The 23,618-nt window shown below is 41.4% G+C and carries 9 protein-coding genes and 1 CRISPR repeat array; of the genes, 2 read left to right on the forward strand and 7 right to left on the reverse strand.

Going from position 1 to position 23,618, the window contains the following annotated elements:
• Positions 1–903 precede the first annotated feature (903 nt).
• Positions 904–2,289, reverse strand: a complete 1,386-nt coding sequence (locus B9T19_RS08130) for an amino acid permease (RefSeq protein WP_094568125.1) — start codon at positions 2,287–2,289, stop codon at positions 904–906.
• Between the two features lie 427 nt (positions 2,290–2,716).
• On the opposite strand from B9T19_RS08130, the gene B9T19_RS08135 reads away from it, so the two are divergent.
• Complete coding sequence (locus B9T19_RS08135; protein WP_094568126.1) at positions 2,717–3,418, forward strand: 5'-methylthioadenosine/adenosylhomocysteine nucleosidase; 702 nt, start codon at positions 2,717–2,719, stop codon at positions 3,416–3,418.
• A 115-nt stretch (positions 3,419–3,533) separates the two neighbouring features.
• On the opposite strand, the gene B9T19_RS08140 is transcribed toward B9T19_RS08135, so the two are convergent.
• A complete protein-coding gene (locus tag B9T19_RS08140) occupies positions 3,534–4,349 on the reverse strand; it encodes a class I SAM-dependent methyltransferase (protein ID WP_094568127.1) in 816 nt (271 codons plus the stop codon).
• Positions 4,350–4,719: 370 nt separating this feature from the next.
• On the opposite strand from B9T19_RS08140, the gene B9T19_RS08145 reads away from it, so the two are divergent.
• The gene (locus tag B9T19_RS08145) at positions 4,720–6,111 is read left to right on the forward strand and encodes an NAD-dependent succinate-semialdehyde dehydrogenase (protein ID WP_094568128.1); all 1,392 of its coding nucleotides are present in this window, start codon (positions 4,720–4,722) and stop codon (positions 6,109–6,111) included.
• Between the two features lie 162 nt (positions 6,112–6,273).
• Positions 6,274–16,445: a CRISPR direct-repeat array (repeat unit 28 nt; unit sequence TTTCTAAGCTGCCTGTGCGGCAGCGAAC).
• 131 nt (positions 16,446–16,576) lie between these two features.
• On the opposite strand, the gene cas6f is transcribed toward B9T19_RS08145, so the two are convergent.
• The 5 genes from cas6f to cas1f form a co-directional block, all read right to left on the reverse strand.
• Positions 16,577–17,197, reverse strand: a complete 621-nt coding sequence (gene cas6f, locus B9T19_RS08150) for a type I-F CRISPR-associated endoribonuclease Cas6/Csy4 (RefSeq protein ID WP_094568129.1) — start codon at positions 17,195–17,197, stop codon at positions 16,577–16,579.
• 11 nt (positions 17,198–17,208) lie between these two features.
• Positions 17,209–18,234 (reverse strand): type I-Fv CRISPR-associated protein Cas5fv, encoded by a 1,026-nt coding sequence (gene cas5fv / locus B9T19_RS08155; protein WP_094568130.1) that lies wholly within the window; start codon positions 18,232–18,234, stop codon positions 17,209–17,211.
• 8 nt (positions 18,235–18,242) lie between these two features.
• Positions 18,243–19,220, reverse strand: a complete 978-nt coding sequence (gene cas7fv / locus B9T19_RS08160) for a type I-Fv CRISPR-associated protein Cas7fv (protein WP_094568131.1) — start codon at positions 19,218–19,220, stop codon at positions 18,243–18,245.
• On the reverse strand, positions 19,213–22,167 hold the full coding sequence (locus B9T19_RS08165; RefSeq protein WP_094568132.1) for a CRISPR-associated endonuclease Cas3'': 2,955 nt from the start codon (positions 22,165–22,167) through the stop codon (positions 19,213–19,215). Before B9T19_RS08165 ends, cas7fv begins: the two co-directional genes overlap by 8 nt.
• A 189-nt stretch (positions 22,168–22,356) precedes the next feature.
• On the reverse strand, positions 22,357–23,319 hold the full coding sequence (gene cas1f / locus B9T19_RS08170) for a type I-F CRISPR-associated endonuclease Cas1f (protein WP_094568133.1): 963 nt from the start codon (positions 23,317–23,319) through the stop codon (positions 22,357–22,359).
• Positions 23,320–23,618: the final 299 nt, after the last annotated feature.

Genomic DNA, 23,618 nt, shown 5'->3' on the forward strand with positions numbered 1-23,618 from the left:
GTTGCGTGCCGGCAATGAGCATCATTGATGCCCGATCATGGAAAAGAAGGAAATGGTCGGTTCTCGCCCTTCAATAAACCTCTTAAGAATGAATAATCAAAAGAAATAGGCTGAACACTGCCGGCCCTCACTATCTCGCACTTTCATAAATCTCGCGCCGGCAATGGACGATCTCTTATCGCCTTCACATAATATTGAAAGACTGTTTAAGATCTGTTTAAACCCTATTTAATTATTGTCCCGGCACTTCTTATCTATAAGAGAATCACTTTCGGCATTAAAAATACCAAATGGCGGGTATGCACCGGTGAAAAGAGCGAAATGGTCGATTCCCGCCCTTCCATAATCTTTCTTATTTGTTAAAACAACAAAGGTTAATGAGTTGCCGGAGATTACCACTGCGTTCTTCCAAAAGTTACATGCCGGCAAGTATCGCTACCTGAACGATTAGTCCTTCTGAAATAAAAAAGCTGATACGGTGCCGGATCTTACTATCTCGTACTTCCATAAATCATGCGCCGGCAGTTGATGATCTCACGCCGGCAAATAACATCAATTTAATACTATTTTCTCGGCATCATCGATGCCGACCTACGGGCATACACCGGTGAAAAGAGCGGAATGGTCGATTCCCGCCCTTCCATAATCCTTCTTGTTTGTTAAAACAACAAAGGTTAATGAGTTGCCGGAGATTACCACTGCATTCTTCCAAAAGTTACATGCCGGCAAGTATCGCTACCTGAACGGTTAATCCTTCTGAAATAAAAAAGCTGATATCTCAAGAGAATAACCCCTTAAAATATCAGCCTCACTCTACTCAGTAGAAGTTACGCGACTGTTCTGATTATTAAATTGTTATCTATCAACCGACATTAACTCAATCTCATTCAACAACGCTTATGCTCACGTACGCTTCTCTAATCGTTTTTTCACCCTAAAACCAATATAGAGCACGATAATCCAGATCGGAATAACAATCACAGCATAAACCATACTGCCCGATTGCGTCATCATCACAAGAAGCAACGCCAAGAAAGCTAATGCAATAAAGTTACTGATCGGATAGAAAGGGACTTTGAAGGTTAAGCTCTTCTCATCTACCTGCTTTCTAAACTTATATTGCACAATCACAATCAATCCCCATGTGATAGTTGCAGCCGCTACCGCAAGAGACATAATGCGCATAAATGCTCCCTCCGGCACTAAGAAGTTGATGACAACAGCAATCAAGGTACAAAGTGATGAGAAGAGAATAGCCACCACCGGCGCGGAATTACGATTGAGCTTCATAAAGAATTTAGGCGCATTGCCCTGCTCTGCTAATCCAAAGAGCATCCGCCCATTACTATAGATCCCGCTATTGTAAACAGAGATCGCCGCCGACAATACGACAATGTTGAAGAAAGTCGCCGGGATATTGATCTCACCCAATGGGGTATTCACAATACCAAAGCCCATCTCTTTAAAGATAATCACAAAGGGGCTACCATCCGTTCCGATCTCATTCCAAGGGTGCAAAATCATCAATACGGCAATCGATAAGATATAGAAGAGAAGAATACGCCAAATCACCTGCTTGATCGCTTTAGGAATCGACTTTTTAGGATCATCTGCCTCCCCTGCCGTTATACCGATAAGCTCTGTCCCTCCAAAGGAGAACATCACAATGACTAAAGAGAGAAGAAACTCTTTAACACCATAAGGGAAGAATCCACCATGCTGCCAAAGATTAGCAATGGAAGCACCATCGGTGCCGGTGATAATAAGATAAGCACCTAGAGCGATAAGAAGCATAATGGCCAATACTTTTACCAATGCAAACCAAAACTCAAACTCACCATAGATACGAATCGAGAAGAGATTGATAATGGTGATGATGATCAATACCGTCAATGAGGAGACCCAAAGCGGAATCTCCGGAAACCAGACCTGTATATAGATTCCAATCACCGAAAGTTCTGCCATGCTCACCAATATATAGAGAAACCAATAGTTCCAACCTGCTAAAAAGCCCGGGAATTCGCCCCAATATTTATAAGAAAAGTGACTAAATGCGCCGGCAACAGGCTCATGAGTCGACATCTCTCCCATCATCGTCATAATAAGATAGATAATAAATCCACCCAATAGATAAGCGAGTAGAATCGCCGGTCCGACCAAAGCAATCGACTCAGCTGATCCATAAAATAACCCAGTACCGATTGCACCGCCTAAAGCGATCATCTGTATATGACGATTCTTAAGCCCCCGCTTTAACTTTGTTTCTTCCTTTCCTGCTACTTGGCTCATGACCTTCTCTCTTCAATTGATGCCCAATGTTAAGTGCCACCATCTCTTCTTGATCGAGAATGGGGCTAAATCTTAGGTAGTATATCAACTTTACCTTGCCTGAGTGTAAGCTTCTTTCTAAGAGAAGAATTGCCACTTTTTTGACGCTCTTTTCAAAATAAGCACTTCAAAATATGAATCCACATTCCCGGCAGTCACGATAGTCATGAGTCATCTTGATCTAGCATTGATATCTCGATGTATCATTATGAGTAAGTCACCAATACCCCTATCATTCCCATTCATCACAATATAAAATAGAGAATCGAAAAATAGAGGATCGTTATAAAATAATCATCTGTGAAATAATCATCTGTACAAATTAACTGTACAAGTTAACTGTAAAGCCCACTTAAAAAATAGCATTAGATAAGAGGATAGAAGAGATATCATGATCGGAATCATTGGTGCGATGGCACAAGAAGTTGCTCTCTTAGCAAGTATGATCAATTCCCCAGAAAAACGCATTATTGCCGGCGTTGAATTTATTCAGGGAGAGCTACAAGGTCATCAAGTCGTTCTTCTTCGCTCCGGCGTAGGCAAGGTGCAAGCCGCAATGGCAACGACGCTTCTTCATGAACACTACCATCCATCGATGATTATCAATATCGGTTCTGCCGGTGGCCTCATTTCTGGGATGGAAATTGGTGATATTATTATCTCTAGTGAAAGTGGGCATCATGATGTCGATCTCTCCCCTATCGGTTTAGAGCCTGCAGTACTTCCCGATCTCCCTAAAACATTTCCCTCCGATCCTGAACTTGTCGCATTGGTAGAAAAGGTTCTTACAGAGCTCAATATCAATTCTAAAATTGGTCTTATTGCCACAGGAGATGCCTTTATCGCGGATCAAAAACAGGTCGCTATGATTAAAGAGATCTTTCCCAATGTTTTAGCGGTAGAGATGGAAGCTGCCGCCATCGCACAAGTCGCTCATCTCTATCAAACCCCCTTCATCGTGATGCGCGCACTCTCTGATCTTCCTGATAAGGAGATGCCGATGAGCTTTGTTGAATATCTCGATCTTGCTGCTAAAAACTCTAGTCAGATCGTCCTTAAAGTCTTAGAGGCGCTTCCTGCTCAGGGTTAGAAAAAGATTATCAGAAATAGCTCCGAAAATAGCACATCAAAATAATCATTTAGGTATTAAAAATAGACATTAAGAATCAATCTTAATCCACCTTGAGTCTCTCTTCGGCAATCAATTAGCGACGATCCCAATGGAGAAAAGCCCATGGTCGGATATCGTGATAAAGTTGCAAAAGACGCTCATGATTAGCCCAATAGTAATGCTCAACTCGCTCTTTTTCCAAAGGTGAGAGTGGCCCTAAAGCGTGATCAATCTCTTCGATAAACTGTGCTAAAGAGGGGGCCTCTCTTTCCCGGCGATGATCTGCCGTAATAAAATCAACACCAACATTATAGCCTTGTTGATAGAGAAGATTGAGGGCATAGATATAGGTTGGAAATCCAATATATTCACGCTCTAAAAGATCGAGAAACTCCCGATTGATGTAACCTTGACGCATCGTCATTGTCATATAGACCGCCTTTTTTGCACGACTATTGAGCTTATCGAGTGCTGCCTCAAGATCAGAGACCATCGAAGAGCGAGAAGAGAGCGCAACATCACAGACCGGCACATCAGACCAATCATCCTCCCACGAAAGGAGAATCGTTTCAATATTATCGATGCCGGCAACTTCTGCCTTCTCCGCTAAAAGCGCCAACATCTTGGGGCTATGATCAAGTGCGTAGACTCGTTCAACATAAGGCGCAATTGCAAGCGCGATCGTGCCACTACCAGAGCCAACATCTAATACCGTTTTAACGCCGGAGAGCTCCATCCGATCTAAAAAGACTGTTGCATAGTCACTACTACTACCCTCTCCTTCCACCGCCAACTTCTCTGCCCGAGCATCCCAGTCAGCTGCTGTTTTAGGCCGGCGCAATGAAGCTTTCGCATGCTGCCTATAGAGCGCACCAAAATCGATCTCATCAATCATCATCACTTTATCCATCTCTCACTTATCTCCTGCTATCAAAAATCTCATACAAACAATCTAGTACAGACTCTACCCTAACATAGCCCCAAGAAAGACCAATAAGCATAAATGGCAATTGCAAAATTCAACATTTTTTGCGCAAAACAGATGGAGATAACTTTATGAAAAGATAAAAATTTGTGAGCTAAATCAGCTTGGGTAGAAATTGATCAACATTTTACAAATTCTTTAATTGTTATTTACAAGAATAGAATCAATAAGTTATAAAAAATCAAGATTCACAACCGCCCAAATGTTATTCATTCCTATTGGTAAAATGGGTGCATTGCATAGAGACGAGGTCTATAATGATTTTACATTCAAAATTTATTAGGAATCATTAATTATGGCATTTCAAACTGTAAACCCTTATACCAATGAAGTGATTAAAACTTTCGAAAGTGCAACGCGTGAAGAGATTGTTTCGGCAATCGGCGTTGCGGATCAAGCGTTTCAAAACTGGAAAAAACTTCCGGTCTCTGAGCGCGTTGTCTATCTTCAAAAAGCGGCTGATCTTCTTCGTACAAATGCTGATGAATATGCGAAAGTGATCACTCTTGAGATGGGTAAAATCTTTGCAGAAGCAAAAGGTGAAGTTGAGCTCTCTGCACAGATCTTAGAATATTATGTCCGTCATGCTGAAGAGCAATTACAACCACGTAAATTACCTGTTATGGATCCTGCAGAAGGTGATGCAGAATTAGTATATGAGCCATTAGGTGTTCTTCTTGCTATCGAGCCTTGGAACTTCCCTTTCTATCAAGTTGCACGTATTCTCGCACCGCAACTCTCTGCGGGTAATACGCTTATCCTCAAACATGCATCGAATATTCCACAATGTGCTTTAGCATTTGAACAATTGATGAAAGATGCTGGTCTTCCTGAAGGTGTTTTCCAAAATCTCTTTATCGAACATGATGACGTTGAGCTTGTATTAGCAGATCCTCGCGTTTGTGGTGTTGCTTTAACCGGTTCTGAATTTGCAGGTTCTGCGGTGGCTCAAGTTGCCGGCAAACATCTTAAAAAAGCGATTATGGAATTAGGTGGCGCTGATGCATTTGTTGTATTAGATGATGCAGATATCGATAAGACTGTTGCTTGGGGTGTATTTGGTCGTCACTGGAATGCAGGCCAAGTTTGTGTCTCTTCAAAACGTATGATTCTTGATGCAAAAATCTATGATGAGTATTTAGAGAAATATACTGCCGGCGTTGCCGCATTAAAAGCTGGTGATCCGATGGACCCTGAAACTCAACTTGCACCACTCTCTTCACAGCGTGCGAAAGATGGTCTTTTAAAACAGATCGAAGAGGCGGTAAAACATGGTGCGATTGCAACTGAAGTAGGTCCGAAAGTACCAGAACAAGGCTGTTTCATTCAACCAACAATCTTAACAAATGTAACGCCTGATAACCCAGCATACTACCAAGAGTTCTTCGGTCCTGTATCGATGATCATTAAAGCAGAAGATGAAGCTGATGCGATTCGCATTGCTAATGACTCACCATTTGGTTTAGGTGGCTCAGTATTCACTTCAGATAATGAGCGTGGCCGTCGTGTTGCAAACCAAATCTCAACAGGAATGGTATTTGTTAACCACCCAACCATGGTTAAAGCAGACCTTCCATTCGGTGGTATCCGCCGTTCAGGATATGGTCGTGAATTGATCGACTTAGGTCTTAAAGAGTTCGTTAATATCAAACTCGTTGACGTTGTCGATATCGACGCTCCATTCTAATCAAGCATTAATCATTTAATAACTGATTAAGACTTGATCTCTGATAAAAAATATCAGATTAAACCTAAAAAGAAGGCCGTTATATTAACGGCCTTTTTTCTATCTACCTGCTACCCCAAATGCTACTGTACCAAAGCATCTACGGACTCCTTTTCCGCCGAAACTTTAAACTGCCTATACGGCAGTGAACAATTGTAGAAGGAACGTAAAGAGAATATAGAATTTCTAAGCCGCCTATGCGGCGGTTAACTATATCTACAGTCATTACAGGAAGCTAACAGTTTTCTAAGCTGTCTGTGCGACGGTTAACCTCAAGATATGATGGAAGTAGTAGCCTTATCATTTCTAAGCCGCCTGTGCGGCAGCGAACGGGAAGATTGTTGCGTTTTGAATCTTATCTGATTTCTAAGCTGCCTGTGCGGCAGCGAACTACGAAGCGATCTACCAGAAGCTCCAAGAGTGTTTCTAAGCTGCCTGTGCGGCAGCGAACAAAGAGGGAATCATCTTACAAGGACCAAAAATTTTCTAAGCTGCCTGTGCGGCAGCGAACAGTTAAATCGAAAAATTACAGGGGTGGCTAAATTTCTAAGCTGCCTGTGCGGCAGCGAACACCTAAAGCAGACACTTTTGAAGTATGCAACTTTTCTAAGCTGCCTGTGCGGCAGCGAACTCGCTAATTACGAGACCACCCATCCCAATTTTTTTCTAAGCTGCCTGTGCGGCAGCGAACGCCGCCTCGATATTCGCAAGCTTTATTTGATATTTCTAAGCTGCCTGTGCGGCAGCGAACCGCTTATTAGCAAGTCGACGTATTAACTGGAATTTCTAAGCTGCCTGTGCGGCAGCGAACTCATATAAAAAAAGAGCCTGCGATCTTAGTGTTTTCTAAGCTGCCTGTGCGGCAGCGAACTATCACATTTATTAACAATTGTCAAGTGTGTATTTCTAAGCTGCCTGTGCGGCAGCGAACTCTCTTTTTCATCTAATTCAACTGTATAGTCATTTCTAAGCTGCCTGTGCGGCAGCGAACACATTGTGAAAGCGTAAGTTAAAACTATCGACTTTCTAAGCTGCCTGTGCGGCAGCGAACTACAGCGCGGCCTTAGGCAAGGAGCCGGGCAATTTCTAAGCTGCCTGTGCGGCAGCGAACTGGAGTCGTTCTACACTGCCGGCCGCTTGATTTTTCTAAGCTGCCTGTGCGGCAGCGAACGATATTGTGAGAGGTAACGGCTTCAACATATTTTTCTAAGCTGCCTGTGCGGCAGCGAACTATTACACGGGGGAGCTGGATGGCTTCACCATTTTCTAAGCTGCCTGTGCGGCAGCGAACCGACAAAGAATTAGTATCGTTTTTGAAATCATTTTCTAAGCTGCCTGTGCGGCAGCGAACATGGCTTATTATTCGGTTTATTCTAAACCAGATTTCTAAGCTGCCTGTGCGGCAGCGAACAGATCTGGTGTTACTCCTCGCGATGTTATTATTTTCTAAGCTGCCTGTGCGGCAGCGAACCGAATATTCTCTAACGAAGCTAAAGACATCATTTTCTAAGCTGCCTGTGCGGCAGCGAACCAAAAACTTCACTCACATTGACGTAAGAGACTTTTCTAAGCTGCCTGTGCGGCAGCGAACATCTCAAAAAAGGGGCGCAAGTCTATATCGAATTTCTAAGCTGCCTGTGCGGCAGCGAACAAGTGGTCTATTTTGATTCGTACCCGGTGAGCGTTTCTAAGCTGCCTGTGCGGCAGCGAACTGTAAGGAGAAAAAATGATTAAATTAATGAACTTTCTAAGCTGCCTGTGCGGCAGCGAACTAACCTTATCGACTTTATTACTATACTTTTCTTTTCTAAGCTGCCTGTGCGGCAGCGAACGCTTCAGTAACAATCGGTCCTTCATGTTTTGTTTTCTAAGCTGCCTGTGCGGCAGCGAACGGGATAAAGCAAATTATCGGCGTTATCAAAAATTTCTAAGCTGCCTGTGCGGCAGCGAACAGAGAATTTGTAATTGCTTTACCGCATGAACTTTTCTAAGCTGCCTGTGCGGCAGCGAACCCCCTAATATCTCTGGTCTAGGTCTTACTACATTTCTAAGCTGCCTGTGCGGCAGCGAACCGATATATCTTGGATTATCGCCTGATGGTTTATTTCTAAGCTGCCTGTGCGGCAGCGAACTTTAATGATGATGATGAGATTATCGACACATTTTTCTAAGCTGCCTGTGCGGCAGCGAACGACTTTATCTATGAGCTAGTCGAACAAACTATTTTCTAAGCTGCCTGTGCGGCAGCGAACATATGGCTAGACGGAGACACAGCAGGAGAACGATTTCTAAGCTGCCTGTGCGGCAGCGAACACCAGAGTTTGAAGTGGTCGAGCAGGATCAATTTTCTAAGCTGCCTGTGCGGCAGCGAACAGCGCCCTCTCGCTGTCGATCTTTTCCCATAATTTCTAAGCTGCCTGTGCGGCAGCGAACTGCGAGGCTTATCTATCACACAGTTACAAACATTTCTAAGCTGCCTGTGCGGCAGCGAACCCACTTTTCTCTAATTTCTTTTATTTCGCTTTTTTCTAAGCTGCCTGTGCGGCAGCGAACGATCATAAGAGAAATACTAACCTGCCAATTTTTTTCTAAGCTGCCTGTGCGGCAGCGAACTCATTAATATTAAAGAAACCAAAGGTGTGGCATTTCTAAGCTGCCTGTGCGGCAGCGAACATTGCTTTTTTATCTAACCATCCACAATCTTTTTTCTAAGCTGCCTGTGCGGCAGCGAACGACCAATTTTACCAACCGCACCAACCTGATCATTTCTAAGCTGCCTGTGCGGCAGCGAACGTTTATACCCTCAACAACTCTTTTTTAGTGATTTTCTAAGCTGCCTGTGCGGCAGCGAACGCCTCATACACTATTCCGTGCCCCGTGCTTTTTTTCTAAGCTGCCTGTGCGGCAGCGAACACAATACAGAAAGTAAGCGAACATCTAAAAAATTTCTAAGCTGCCTGTGCGGCAGCGAACAGGCTATTTATATGTGGAAGAAAGACGAAAACTTTCTAAGCTGCCTGTGCGGCAGCGAACGTATCGCTTGCTATAGCGTAGCAGATCAAGAATTTCTAAGCTGCCTGTGCGGCAGCGAACAAGCTATAAACGCCAGTGAAGATTGCTTCTATTTTCTAAGCTGCCTGTGCGGCAGCGAACCTTCTGGTGTTTGTCTCTAATCAGTATATCAATTTCTAAGCTGCCTGTGCGGCAGCGAACTACACTGCTTTTAAACTTTATAAAGATAGAAATTTCTAAGCTGCCTGTGCGGCAGCGAACTGGTTTTAAGATTTAAAGAAAATAATTTTTTATTTCTAAGCTGCCTGTGCGGCAGCGAACTCTTTAGTTATCTCTTTGAATTCTTGCATTATTTTCTAAGCTGCCTGTGCGGCAGCGAACTTATAATAAATGAGTTTAAGTAATATACAAATTTTCTAAGCTGCCTGTGCGGCAGCGAACTGATTTGGGGTGATTATATGAGATTCTCCAAATTTCTAAGCTGCCTGTGCGGCAGCGAACGAATCCCTCTCATTTATTCTTGACAATCTCGATTTCTAAGCTGCCTGTGCGGCAGCGAACATGCTCCATATAATCGCTTAAGAAATCATCAATTTCTAAGCTGCCTGTGCGGCAGCGAACGTGTAATGCCATTATCAATTCCTATGAAAGAATTTCTAAGCTGCCTGTGCGGCAGCGAACCAAAAGAAGATCATGAAGAGAATTGTTGAAAATTTCTAAGCTGCCTGTGCGGCAGCGAACTCACAGAAAAAGAGATTGAAGATTTTTTAAGATTTCTAAGCTGCCTGTGCGGCAGCGAACACTTTAAGAAGAAAGAGTTCGCATGTAAAGATTTTCTAAGCTGCCTGTGCGGCAGCGAACCAAACTGAGGTGTTTGAAGTACTCTGACGTTATTTCTAAGCTGCCTGTGCGGCAGCGAACAAATAATACTCGATAATGAAATTGAGTTGCAATTTCTAAGCTGCCTGTGCGGCAGCGAACAAGTAGCGACCTTGCGTTTTTTAAATTTTGTTTTTCTAAGCTGCCTGTGCGGCAGCGAACAATTCACAATTTCAGATCTTAAAAATTATTTATTTCTAAGCTGCCTGTGCGGCAGCGAACTAGGCACCATAGCCGGCGTGCTCTGCGCCTTTTTTCTAAGCTGCCTGTGCGGCAGCGAACTAAGGGTTCCAAGTAGTAACAATATTAACAGCTTTCTAAGCTGCCTGTGCGGCAGCGAACTCCTCGCTCGCTAGATAAATCAAAATCAATAATTTCTAAGCTGCCTGTGCGGCAGCGAACTATAAGCACTCCCTAATTAAGAGAAATTGAAATTTCTAAGCTGCCTGTGCGGCAGCGAACGATTATTTTTTTTTTTGGTTTTTTACCCAATTTTTCTAAGCTGCCTGTGCGGCAGCGAACTTTTAACTAACGATCGAGATCGTGAGTTATTTTTTCTAAGCTGCCTGTGCGGCAGCGAACTTGTTGATTCGCCGCACAGGCGGTTTAAAGATTTTCTAAGCTGCCTGTGCGGCAGCGAACCAGGTCAAAGAGAAGCTTTCGGGAAGATATAATTTCTAAGCTGCCTGTGCGGCAGCGAACTGGGATTGGCGGCGATTGTCTGGTATCTGAACTTTCTAAGCTGCCTGTGCGGCAGCGAACCATTGCGACACAACTTCCAAAATTAGGCAGAGTTTCTAAGCTGCCTGTGCGGCAGCGAACAAGTACCGACGAGCGAACCCACAGGTTTCTTTTTTCTAAGCTGCCTGTGCGGCAGCGAACGTAAAAGTAGCAGGAGTATTATCAATGAGTAATTTCTAAGCTGCCTGTGCGGCAGCGAACAGCTAATCATATCTAAAACAAACTTGTCAGCGTTTCTAAGCTGCCTGTGCGGCAGCGAACTTATCACACAGGTTGACGGGAATGCGCTGATCTTTCTAAGCTGCCTGTGCGGCAGCGAACATAAATTCAGCAATGTACGTAATGAGCTTACTTTTCTAAGCTGCCTGTGCGGCAGCGAACTCGTCTACAGCACTATGATATACACCACTTCTTTTCTAAGCTGCCTGTGCGGCAGCGAACGACGGTTCTTAATTCATTTTGAATGACGATATTTTCTAAGCTGCCTGTGCGGCAGCGAACTTTCCCCTTCTTTTAAATCACCCACTACATCATTTCTAAGCTGCCTGTGCGGCAGCGAACAATAATGAACCGTACGCGAAGCTTGTTATCAATTTCTAAGCTGCCTGTGCGGCAGCGAACAACACGTCATGAAGTCTGTCTTTATAATATACTTTCTAAGCTGCCTGTGCGGCAGCGAACTCATCTTTTGAAAACTGCTTCACGCCGTAAAATTTCTAAGCTGCCTGTGCGGCAGCGAACCTACATAAGAGATTTAGGAGGATAATGAGAAATTTCTAAGCTGCCTGTGCGGCAGCGAACTTGTCGTGCCTTTCTTTATAACTCTCACATCATTTCTAAGCTGCCTGTGCGGCAGCGAACAACATTACGATATGCTTATAATAACGGTCACTTTTCTAAGCTGCCTGTGCGGCAGCGAACGGAAGGGTAAACTTGAGAGTGTTAATAAATCATTTCTAAGCTGCCTGTGCGGCAGCGAACTGCATGTACGAGCGCAACGGTTGGATTAGAAATTTCTAAGCTGCCTGTGCGGCAGCGAACCTCATCTCCGAATGGCAGGTATTACGGGAGCATTTCTAAGCTGCCTGTGCGGCAGCGAACAATGAGCGAAAGGTGGCTACATAAGAGATTTATTTCTAAGCTGCCTGTGCGGCAGCGAACATGCAGTAAAATGCTTAACAAGTAACTCGTAATTTCTAAGCTGCCTGTGCGGCAGCGAACCAATCTATAAAGAAGTAGCGAGAGGTTAATATTTTCTAAGCTGCCTGTGCGGCAGCGAACTAATAAGTAGCCTTAGCAACAACCATCCAATATTTTCTAAGCTGCCTGTGCGGCAGCGAACCAAGCTCTAACCCCGACTTGAGTCCAGTAACATTTCTAAGCTGCCTGTGCGGCAGCGAACAATGCCCGTTAAAAATACGATGATTTATTCACTTTCTAAGCTGCCTGTGCGGCAGCGAACGTTTCCAATGATTGCTATCTTATAACGGCTATTTTCTAAGCTGCCTGTGCGGCAGCGAACCACTTAAGAAACAAGATCACTTAAACAGAAAGTTTCTAAGCTGCCTGTGCGGCAGCGAACGAGATGTTATCTACAAGACTATTCATTATGTTTTTCTAAGCTGCCTGTGCGGCAGCGAACGGCATTAGAGTCGATCATTCTTGTTATGGACTTTTCTAAGCTGCCTGTGCGGCAGCGAACCAAACCATAAGAAGCTAATGTCGAAGCCATTTTTTCTAAGCTGCCTGTGCGGCAGCGAACATAACCTATTATTTTTTAAACAGTTTTTTATTGTTTCTAAGCTGCCTGTGCGGCAGCGAACAACTAGTTATGTTCTGTCTTTTTTCTTTTCTATTTCTAAGCTGCCTGTGCGGCAGCGAACTGAGGAAACGTGCAAAAAAAGATAAGGGGCAATTTCTAAGCTGCCTGTGCGGCAGCGAACTTAGTCCACTCTGCGCCTGTATCTTTAAGCTCTTTCTAAGCTGCCTGTGCGGCAGCGAACTACTCGATCTCATCTATAAACTTATCGATATCTTTCTAAGCTGCCTGTGCGGCAGCGAACTATGAGTGTTGGTTATGCTTGGTAATTGAAAATTTCTAAGCTGCCTGTGCGGCAGCGAACAGAGCTATTTATCGCAACGAGTGCAAACCTTATTTCTAAGCTGCCTGTGCGGCAGCGAACAAGTGGTAAAATTTTGAGAGAAGGGGCTTATGTTTCTAAGCTGCCTGTGCGGCAGCGAACGGTGAGTTTGGTGATTTAGGTCGTTCGATAATTTTCTAAGCTGCCTGTGCGGCAGCGAACCCAAGACTCAAAAGTGTCAAAGCTAGCTAATTTTTCTAAGCTGCCTGTGCGGCAGCGAACCTTTTATCGCAAGAAGATCAGTTATATATTTATTTCTAAGCTGCCTGTGCGGCAGCGAACCAAGATAAGACGGGTATATCAAGACCGTAAGTTTTCTAAGCTGCCTGTGCGGCAGCGAACAGTTGAGGGGTCAAGTAAAAGAGAAGCTCTCATTTCTAAGCTGCCTGTGCGGCAGCGAACGCTTCATTTTTTTCTTTTATTAAACCTTTTATTTTCTAAGCTGCCTGTGCGGCAGCGAACCAAGTTAAATTACATTCTTCAGAAATAAAAATTTTCTAAGCTGCCTGTGCGGCAGCGAACTATGAGTGTTGGTTATGCTTGGTAATTGAAAATTTCTAAGCTGCCTGTGCGGCAGCGAACTATCACATTTGGAGAAATGATGGCTTCTTTAATTTCTAAGCTGCCTGTGCGGCAGCGAACATCTTATTCATTTTGCGATGATCAAATAGATTTTTCTAAGCTGCCTGTGCGGCAGCGAACCCCAAAAAAGGAAAATCAACATGTTACAAACATTTCTAAGCTGCCTGTGCGGCAGCGAACTATGTCGATGTGCGTAAATATCCGCACTTAAATTTCTAAGCTGCCTGTGCGGCAGCGAACGGATTGCAATAACGATCACACATACTATTAATTTTCTAAGCTGCCTGTGCGGCAGCGAACCTACACCTTCTAAAAATTCTAATCTCAAGCTTTTTCTAAGCTGCCTGTGCGGCAGCGAACTGCGCCCTTCTCTTTACGCTATGAGTAAATTATTTCTAAGCTGCCTGTGCGGCAGCGAACAACCCTTTAGTCGCTCTTCTGCTTCTTTAACTTTTCTAAGCTGCCTGTGCGGCAGCGAACTCTATTTACTTAAAAATCAGGAGTTAAGGCATTTTCTAAGCTGCCTGTGCGGCAGCGAACGGCGGTATTCAGTACACTGTAGAAGCTAACATTTTCTAAGCTGCCTGTGCGGCAGCGAACAAAAACTAAGTGAGATAATGAGTTTAATCTAATTTCTAAGCTGCCTGTGCGGCAGCGAACAAATAATGACGGTACATCGCATTAATATTGACTTTCTAAGCTGCCTGTGCGGCAGCGAACAAGAGAAGCGCGAGAAAGTCGCTAAGATTTTATTTCTAAGCTGCCTGTGCGGCAGCGAACGAGCGCTTGCAAAAGACATCATTCGAGATATCTTTCTAAGCTGCCTGTGCGGCAGCGAACCTTGGTATAAATATGTATCATCTTCATATGATTTTCTAAGCTGCCTGTGCGGCAGCGAACAAAAAATCTTCGATATTATGCTTTTTGAGTTTTTTCTAAGCTGCCTGTGCGGCAGCGAACCTCAATTTTTCCACTTTCATGGATATCATATTTTTCTAAGCTGCCTGTGCGGCAGCGAACATCGTCTTTATTATCTGCTAATGAGATATTAATTTCTAAGCTGCCTGTGCGGCAGCGAACTTGACTATTGATACACTAAAGGTGGCTAGACGTTTCTAAGCTGCCTGTGCGGCAGCGAACATACGCGCATATTTAAGCGATAATATAGTTTATTTCTAAGCTGCCTGTGCGGCAGCGAACATTAAATTTAAACTTCAAACTTAATATATTCATTTCTAAGCTGCCTGTGCGGCAGCGAACAATCGTTATCTTCCGTTATTATGAAAGGAGATTTTCTAAGCTGCCTGTGCGGCAGCGAACTATCAATTGGCTTTCCTTAGAATCTAACCACTTTTCTAAGCTGCCTGTGCGGCAGCGAACACCATTATCAGAGTAAATATCCTTAGATAATTTTTCTAAGCTGCCTGTGCGGCAGCGAACAAAATCTTGGAGATCGTGTAACTGTTAATGAATTTCTAAGCTGCCTGTGCGGCAGCGAACTAGATTCATGACCGGTAGCATGAACCCCCTCATTTCTAAGCTGCCTGTGCGGCAGCGAACAATGGTTTAACTATTTTAAAAAGTGGGGATAATTTCTAAGCTGCCTGTGCGGCAGCGAACTTTAAAGCATATCCTTGGCATATAGGGCATATTTTCTAAGCTGCCTGTGCGGCAGCGAACTATCATTAGGAGGTATTTTCATTATGTTTGCATTTCTAAGCTGCCTGTGCGGCAGCGAACATTCCTGAAAGAAATAAAGTTATTTTAGATGATTTCTAAGCTGCCTGTGCGGCAGCGAACGAGGGGGAATTAAGAGAGGTATCCAAAAGGGTTTTCTAAGCTGCCTGTGCGGCAGCGAACAAACTTTAATGCCATTTTCTTTTGCCTCTTTTTTTCTAAGCTGCCTGTGCGGCAGCGAACAAAAGGGGAGAAAGGGACTCCAATTTTATATTTTTCTAAGCTGCCTGTGCGGCAGCGAACAAGGAATATTAGACGGGGTATTTCATGTTGATTTTCTAAGCTGCCTGTGCGGCAGCGAACGCGTTTGGTGGTCAATATTTTGAGCTTAAAGATTTCTAAGCTGCCTGTGCGGCAGCGAACAATATTTTGAGCTTAAAGAGGGAGAGTATACATTTCTAAGCTGCCTGTGCGGCAGCGAACCTAGCTCTTTAATTCCTTTATTTACAGAAAAATTTCTAAGCTGCCTGTGCGGCAGCGAACTAAAAAATAATACAAAGATAACGTATAAAACTTTTCTAAGCTGCCTGTGCGGCAGCGAACTCACACCTGCGGTGTAAAAAGCAGATCTTCCGTTTCTAAGCTGCCTGTGCGGCAGCGAACGTCAAAGGTATTAATTATGAATCAATAATGAATTTCTAAGCTGCCTGTGCGGCAGCGAACTTTCACTCTCTTTGAGATAACTTCCCTATTTCTTTCTAAGCTGCCTGTGCGGCAGCGAACATGCTACTAATGCAGTAACTACAGTTAATTTTTTTCTAAGCTGCCTGTGCGGCAGCGAACAAAGTAACCCAACTTGCTTTATTGGTGAGGACTTTCTAAGCTGCCTGTGCGGCAGCGAACTTTCAACTTCACTAGTTAAAAACTCTCCTAAATTTCTAAGCTGCCTGTGCGGCAGCGAACATCACATCTTATATAAACAATGTTAAATGCTTTTTCTAAGCTGCCTGTGCGGCAGCGAACTTAAAGCAAAAGCAGTGCGAGGGCTATCGATTTTTCTAAGCTGCCTGTGCGGCAGCGAACGCAAGAGCTTGCTAAAAACCTCGATATCCTCCTTTCTAAGCTGCCTGTGCGGCAGCGAACCACAATCATTCAGCTCTGCAACGAGTTCGAGTTTTCTAAGCTGCCTGTGCGGCAGCGAACAGCGAAAACCGCGCGTAAGAAGAGTGAGCTTTTTTCTAAGCTGCCTGTGCGGCAGCGAACAATAGATTAAATCCCCAAAAGAAAGGAAAAATCTGATTTGAGGTCTATTTTACCTTAAAATACCAATGATTTTTCCTTTTTTTATAACCTATTGAATTATATGTAAATTTTTAAAGAGCAAAAAATAAAGGTTAAAACTCAGGAACAACTCCCCCAGCAGATAAACCATAAGTTGTAAAGAGCTGGTTAGAACAATTTTCTAAATTCTCTTCGACAATTTCTTTTCTAATAAAAAGCGTAAATTTTTTATTTGAGTGTAAACTTTTCATTTGAATATAAGGAAAATTGACTTCTCTTCTTTCCCAGTGAGAATATCTACTTAACGCTTCTTCGATAGAGACAGAGTTTTGTTGAGCATAATGTTCGGCATATCCCCTTCTCTCCTTCTCTAACCGAGAATCACCTTTAGATTGATAACGTTGATATTTCACATAACCCTCAATTTTATTAGGTACTTCCTTAATTGATTGAATATGGACATAATCCGATAATCGATCTAACCACTTTGGGAGAGCAAGAAGAAATAACTCTTCTTTAGTCTCTGCAAAAATACGGATTTTATCACCCAAAACACCAATACTAGCCCTCTCATTAAAAAAGTAATTAGGAAACGAGATACCATAATGAATTCTATTATTCTTATCTTTACGTTCAACAAAAGCTAAATGTATCTGGGTAAAAATTCTAGACCAGAGGGAATACAAGTTTCCTTTACTATTCTCAATCAATGTTAGCTCAATGTAATATTTCATCTTGAATTCCTTTACATACGAATATCTGAAACATATGCTAATCCCTTTTTACCAAGATAAAAAGCTGAAACACCGGCATTTCGAATCTTATCTTCTAGATCTCTTGCTTTTTCAGAAGAAATATTCAAGTTAATCGTAAGTTTACCTGTTACTTTAGTTAGTAACTGTGTCATTTCCCCTTCTCCTTTCACTCTTGTTTTAAGTAGATAAGGATTCCCCCATACTAATTTTTTGGGGCCTGTCGTATAACGTTTCATAAAATCCTTTTTGGTAAATCCTCTTTTAGAAATACCACTTAACCCTCCTTGTGCTGTTACAACTTCACTTAAATCATATTGTTTACTTAAACGATCGAGCTGAAGATATAGAGCTGCAGTATAAAAACTGATAGGCGTAAATAAACCTTTCGCCGTAAGTTTAAAATCGACCTCTGGAAAACTGAGGACTATTTTTTCATAAGCTTCTTTCAATTTCCCTTCTAGTTCAATAGCTTTAATCGTATTTAAATGTTCTAATTGCTCAATAACACTCATAGGATCTAAAGTTGGAAGATTTTCTATCTTTACTTGAATATCATCAGCAAGAATCCAATCTGCAATCTCTGGGAAGGGGATAAATAATACGCCCCATAAATGCTCAGAGAAGTCGCTATTAAATGAGACATCTTTGGCTTTAATCATGCCTGTAAAGGAGTTTTGATCTTCACTACCTGAAACATTGCGGATAAATACCATTTCTTGATCTTTGTATTGAATATGATCTTCGATATCTTTTTCTGTCAATATAGATTCGATATATTGAAAATAGTAATGTTCATCTAACCTTGATTGATAGAGCTTACGCTGATCCCCTATTAATCTATTCAAAATTCCCATCACCGTATCTTTTGTGATTTGATGCGCTTTATAGTTACCTGCTTTCTTCAATTCAGTCATAGATGCAATAAACTTACGGCCATTCTTAGGTAATGGCTCATTATTAGAGCCATCTAAGAAAGAATTTCGCCAAGAGGATTCGTAATCAATAATGATTTGCATGTCCCCTCCTATTGTGCTTTAAAATAAACCGCATAATCCCGCTCAGGTGTAGATTCAATTTGTTCAGGATTACGCTTAATTCGCATCATCTTATTACTATCGTTGTAATCGACCTCAACACTATCCACATACATATAGCCTTTTGCTTGACGAATAGTGAGATTTTGTAACATTTTTAAGGTCTCTTTCACAAGAATATCAATCGCCGTATTATCTAACAGTATTCCTGCTTCCCCTTCTTCAAAAATCGTTCCTACACGCACATAATTAGGGTGAAATACCGCTTTAGGATCTCTAGAGGGGTCTAAGCTCTTGATAAAATCAGCCACTTTCTGAGCAATTTTCTCACCATCGCCTTCTTTAATGACCATAGCAGCACGATCAAACTTTTTATCAAGTGAGATAAATTCTAACTGTTCAATACTGATAGAGCCATAAGCTTCATATTCCGTATCTCCAAAAGTTGTTTTAGAGAAGAAAGAGTTACTCGATTCTTCCCCTTTCTTATTGGTCTCTTTCTCTTTTGAACCCGATCGTCCCATCTGCTCAAAGTTACCATTTCCTAATTGATCCACAAAGTCGGTAATTAAAAGCGGACTTGTGCGTTTACATTGACTAGAAGGAACAACATAACCTCTAATTAATCCGGTAATAGAAGCAATCACATCTTCTAAATTTTTATCTTTTGCATAATGCAGATCATAAGCTTGATCTCTAAAGAGATGATGACGAATACAGTTTTGGCTGATGTACATTGGCGTTTCTTGAAAATTGATATCAGAGGCTTCTTTGCGGTATTTATAGCCCGTCTCGTCTTTAACTTTACCCGATAAATTAGTATAACCACGTAGTTTCGGTAATGTATGGTTATCGACTGTTTTACCATTGTCCCCCATTAACGTTGTGGGTCCATTCCAATTCACCACACCATAACCGAACGCTTTGATTTTAAAATCTACACTTTTAATACCTGTGACCTTATTCATGATTGTCTTCTCCTTGAGAGTGATTTAATAATTGTAGTTTGTCATAAGCAATCATGCCTATTGCTTGTTGACTACATATCGCATAATAGATGGCATGTTCATTGCGCTGCCCTACACCACCGACTTTATCTAAGTCATCAATGTGATAGCTTAAGTAAAGTGGATAATCAGGATCTCGGGCATATCTTTCTAACACTTGTTCTCTTAACTTGATTTTTTTCGCCGGAATTCCCTTCATAGGATGGCTTGGATCAACAATGCCCTGTTTTTGAGCAATAAATGGTAAAAGATCTCTTACAGCGGCCAAAGACTCTGTTAAATTATCGTATTCACTCATATCATCGAGCGGTGGCTCATACGCATAAGCATTCATAAAGATAGGATGCTGATAATCATCAAGATCTAACAAGGCTAATTGCACAAATCGACTATCGCCACGTAAAGAGTTTTTACTAATTCTTGTTTTCTGATCCTTAGTCTTATTTTTAACAACGACACTTGGCTCGGCTACTTTTTTACCTATTAATGTAATACTCTGTTTAATAGCTCTCTCTAAATCTTCTTGCGTCGCCCTAAACCCTAATTCAGAATGATAAAAGTCTTTATAAATCTGATATAACTCCGTCAATAAAAAAGTACGTTCTCCTATTTTTTCTTGTAGAAAGTCATACCAATGCTTGGTTGTCTGTAAGCTATTTAGTTGATTGAGAAAATAGGCTGATGTGCCAAGAGATTTACCATTTTTAACTGCTTCAGTAACGGCAATGGTTAAAATATTGGGATTTTTATTCTGCCCAAAGCGATCTAACCGCCCTAAGCGTTGCAACATATTTTCTGGTGATGTCATCTCTATCAACATCGCATCTGAAGAGATATTTAAAGATGCCTGAACAATAGGCCCACTTCTTAAAACAGCATATTTATGGGAGCCCTCTTTTTTAAAAGAATTGTAGACTTCATCAAATAATGTTCGTTTATCACTCTTCTTATATTTAGAGTGAAATAGGATGCTATTCTCTTGCTCTTTCTGATAGATAAAACCTAGCTGAGCTGTTAATGCTGTATTACTAATGACAAAGGTATTATTTTCGTAAGATTGGAAAAATGGATTGTTATCCAAAGATTTCTCATCATACTCAACAAATTGCAATTGATATTGGCTCGGATTAAAAGATGCCATTTCTACCACATCTTCAGAATTAATCCCTAAAATCTCTTTTAAGTAAAAATAGTGAGGCGTAGCCGACACTAGCAGAGTTTTTTTCTGATAGCTTTCATGCATATTTTTGTTTGCAATTAACTCCGCAAACAGAATATTAAAAATATCCATTGGAATATATTCATGAAACTCATCAAATACCACATGAGCTTGCATAAATGGAATTAAGCTATCAACACGGGTATGGCTCACAACTGATCCAAAAATTTGGTCTATCGTTGTGACAATGACATCTCCCGAAAAGTAATCCTCTTCTGGTGTTTCATTGCCCCATTCATTAGTATACTTAAATTCACCGGTAAAAATTTCAACATCCGCATCAGGGAGATAAGTTTCAATTAATTCTTGAAAGATTCCTTGGCAAACCTGAATTCTTGGACACACCCAGATAATTTGAGATGCCTTTTGTAAACGCGCCCACTCTAAAGCTATTCTTGTTTTACCACATCCAGCAGGACCTGCTAATACAGGGATATCACGCTTCTGACTCAGTACTTCAGCCATTTTATTTTGAGTTTGCGTTCTTTCACTCAGGGGGAATTTGGTAGAAGCCGATTCTAAATGGGGCATTAATAGAGAAACATCATCTTCCACCATATCCTCAATCAATGTATCTAAACGCCCCTCAGTAATGAGCGACATTAGATTTTCAGCGGTTTGTTGAGAAATCAATCGATCAGAACTAATCAGACAAGATCGTAAAAGATTATTATGCGCATTTTTTTGAATATTATTTCTCAGTCGTTCAAAGTCATCTGTCAAAGAATAACTCTTAAATTCTGCAAAAGTTTTTCCTTTATAGTGATATTCAAATTGCTCAAAAAGATCTGCTAATGCATCTACTGACCAATTTTGTCGAGTAATGAGAGATTCTCTATTTTGATATTGATCCGCAACTCTCTGTATCTCTTTGAGGAGTTCTTTTGTACCTACAATTAATTTTTGAAAAGCACTGCTATCTAAATTCTTTCGAAGATATTCATATGCCTTAAAAACCTCTTCAAAATCATCTGTTTTTCTAAAAGGTTTTGCATGGTGCCAATAGATTGTATGAATCAATGCTTCTTTTTGCCTTAAATTTAATCCCTGAAGCTCGGAATCAAAAATCGCTAATAAAATTGCGGAAATTTCATTATGTCTAGGATGCTTTTCAAATGTGAATTTCACATCAATGTGCTGACCATCATCTTCAGGATTTTTTTGCTTCCCTTTCCTCACCCAGTCTTGAAAATAGGGGTCAACTTTACCCAAATCATGCAAGCAACCTGCTAAAAAAGCTATTTGAGAAAGTTTCTGATACTCCTCATTATTAACCGTTTTTTTGAAGAGTGCTTCAGCAACCCAACCAACAGCAAAAAGGTGCTCTGCAAGAGGTTGCAATTGGGTATTAGCATATAATTCATTTTCTTTTGCTTTCATTGTTGTAATATCCATTATTAAGTCTTTCATTGTCCAATTCACCGGCACATATCCCATCTCATTAAAGCGGCTACGATTTCCTACAACCCATAAGAGATCACTTCTTGAACGAGAGCGTATCCAGTGACAACTGACAGCTGTATTTTTAGAGGCGGTGCGACGCAGAAGTTTCTTGACCATTAGTAAGCCTTCTTCTGTAATAATCGTTTGCCAAACATTATCACCAATGCGATTCGCGTAGGCATCTAATACACGCCGAGTACGATTTAATGCCTTCTTTTCACATTGACTAATAAAAGTCACCATCATCGTTTATAACCCTAAAGCTTAATTACTCACACCTTCTTTTTTCAGTGAATCTAAGCTGCCTATTTGGCAGTAAAATATATAAAGTAAAAAATACTTTTCTAAGCTGAATGTTAAATCAGTTATTAGACTATATTTCACTCAACATAAAAAATCAACCAGTATATTTTAATTTATAAATAAATTCTAAAATTAATGCCCCTTATCCGCCCACGAACGAAGAGCACCCTTTTTAACTTCCTCAAACATAAAATCGAGGCACTTATGTTGTGTAAATTTCTGCAATATCTGTTGCCTAAATTCTTGCTCTGTGGCTCGCTCTTTAGCACAGATAAAAGCCCATGGGAGTACTATCGAATCCTTAATGAGATCAGCTACATCAAAAACTAATGCGCCTCTTCTTGTCTTTCCGTGCATCACTGCAAAACCATGAGGAATTCCCAATACCCAAAGCGTACAAGCAGCTAGCCCATACGCAAGATAATTACCATGATTGAGGAAATCATTTGCATCATCATTTCCTTCATGATTACGACTAAAGTCATGCAGACCTGTCTGTTTTCCTACAATTTTATAGAGTTGCTTTGTTAAGAGCGCTTCTGCAAGAAGGAGATCTCCAACCCTATTTATTTTAGGAATCTTTGATTCAAATACGGATAAAGCAGCAGCTAAATCAGGAAGGTCGAACGTTAATCCCTCTTGATATAGATCTCGATCTTTCGCCCATACATGGCGAAGAAAATTGATACGTGACTCTTGAAAGGATTTTGCAATCACTAACCTTTTCTGCTCATCAAACCAAAATCCTAACCAACCTTGAAGATATTCCGTTGGTCGATACTCACTCTGTGGTGTCATCCATTCAATTTCCGTTCCCATAAAGAGAGGGGTGCCACCGCCACCACAAAAGCCGATTAAGACACCTGCTGACGCAAGCATTCTAACTGCGGCTTGCGTAATCGATGTACCCGTTCCAAGTAAAATTACGGTCGTATTGGCAATCGGAATATTGTAGTAATGATTCTCCCGCTTCGCCTCTGTAAGATAGAGAACACGTCCATCTTTCTGCATCACTCGACAATATTCCAAATAATAGATATTCGCACGCTTCGAATGAAGAATCGCTTTCAAATCAGAACCATGTAGATAATCCATAATTAACCTCTACCTAATCGCTTCATTTTTAAGGAGGTATAACAAGATGCATTGTAAGATGCATTACTAGATACAATAAAATAATGCTGGATACCCTCTATTCTCACAATAACAAAAAATAGATATATTGTATTAACAAATATCATTATTAAAATAATAAATCCTATAAAAGGGCGGAATCTAATTCCTAGCGCAACACTGACTTAAGGAGTAAAATGTTGCCATGAATTATTCAAGATTATCACTTAATGAACGCATCAACATTGAAGTTGGGATAAAACTCAATAAAAGTGTTCGAA

It is taken from the genome of Ignatzschineria sp. F8392 (assembly GCF_002252045.1).
Lineage (GTDB): Bacteria > Pseudomonadota > Gammaproteobacteria > Cardiobacteriales > Wohlfahrtiimonadaceae > Ignatzschineria.

Coding starts and splice junctions, on each gene's coding strand:
- B9T19_RS08130 (WP_094568125.1), bottom strand. CDS start 2,289: ATGAGCCAAGTAGCAGGAAAGGAAGAAACAAAGTTAAAGCGGGGGCTT.
- B9T19_RS08140 (WP_094568127.1), bottom strand. CDS start 4,349: ATGGATAAAGTGATGATGATTGATGAGATCGATTTTGGTGCGCTCTAT.
- B9T19_RS08145 (WP_094568128.1), top strand. CDS start 4,720: ATGGCATTTCAAACTGTAAACCCTTATACCAATGAAGTGATTAAAACT.
- cas6f (WP_094568129.1), bottom strand. CDS start 17,197: ATGAAATATTACATTGAGCTAACATTGATTGAGAATAGTAAAGGAAAC.
- cas5fv (WP_094568130.1), bottom strand. CDS start 18,234: ATGCAAATCATTATTGATTACGAATCCTCTTGGCGAAATTCTTTCTTA.
- cas7fv (WP_094568131.1), bottom strand. CDS start 19,220: ATGAATAAGGTCACAGGTATTAAAAGTGTAGATTTTAAAATCAAAGCG.
- B9T19_RS08165 (WP_094568132.1), bottom strand. CDS start 22,167: ATGATGGTGACTTTTATTAGTCAATGTGAAAAGAAGGCATTAAATCGT.
- cas1f (WP_094568133.1), bottom strand. CDS start 23,319: ATGGATTATCTACATGGTTCTGATTTGAAAGCGATTCTTCATTCGAAG.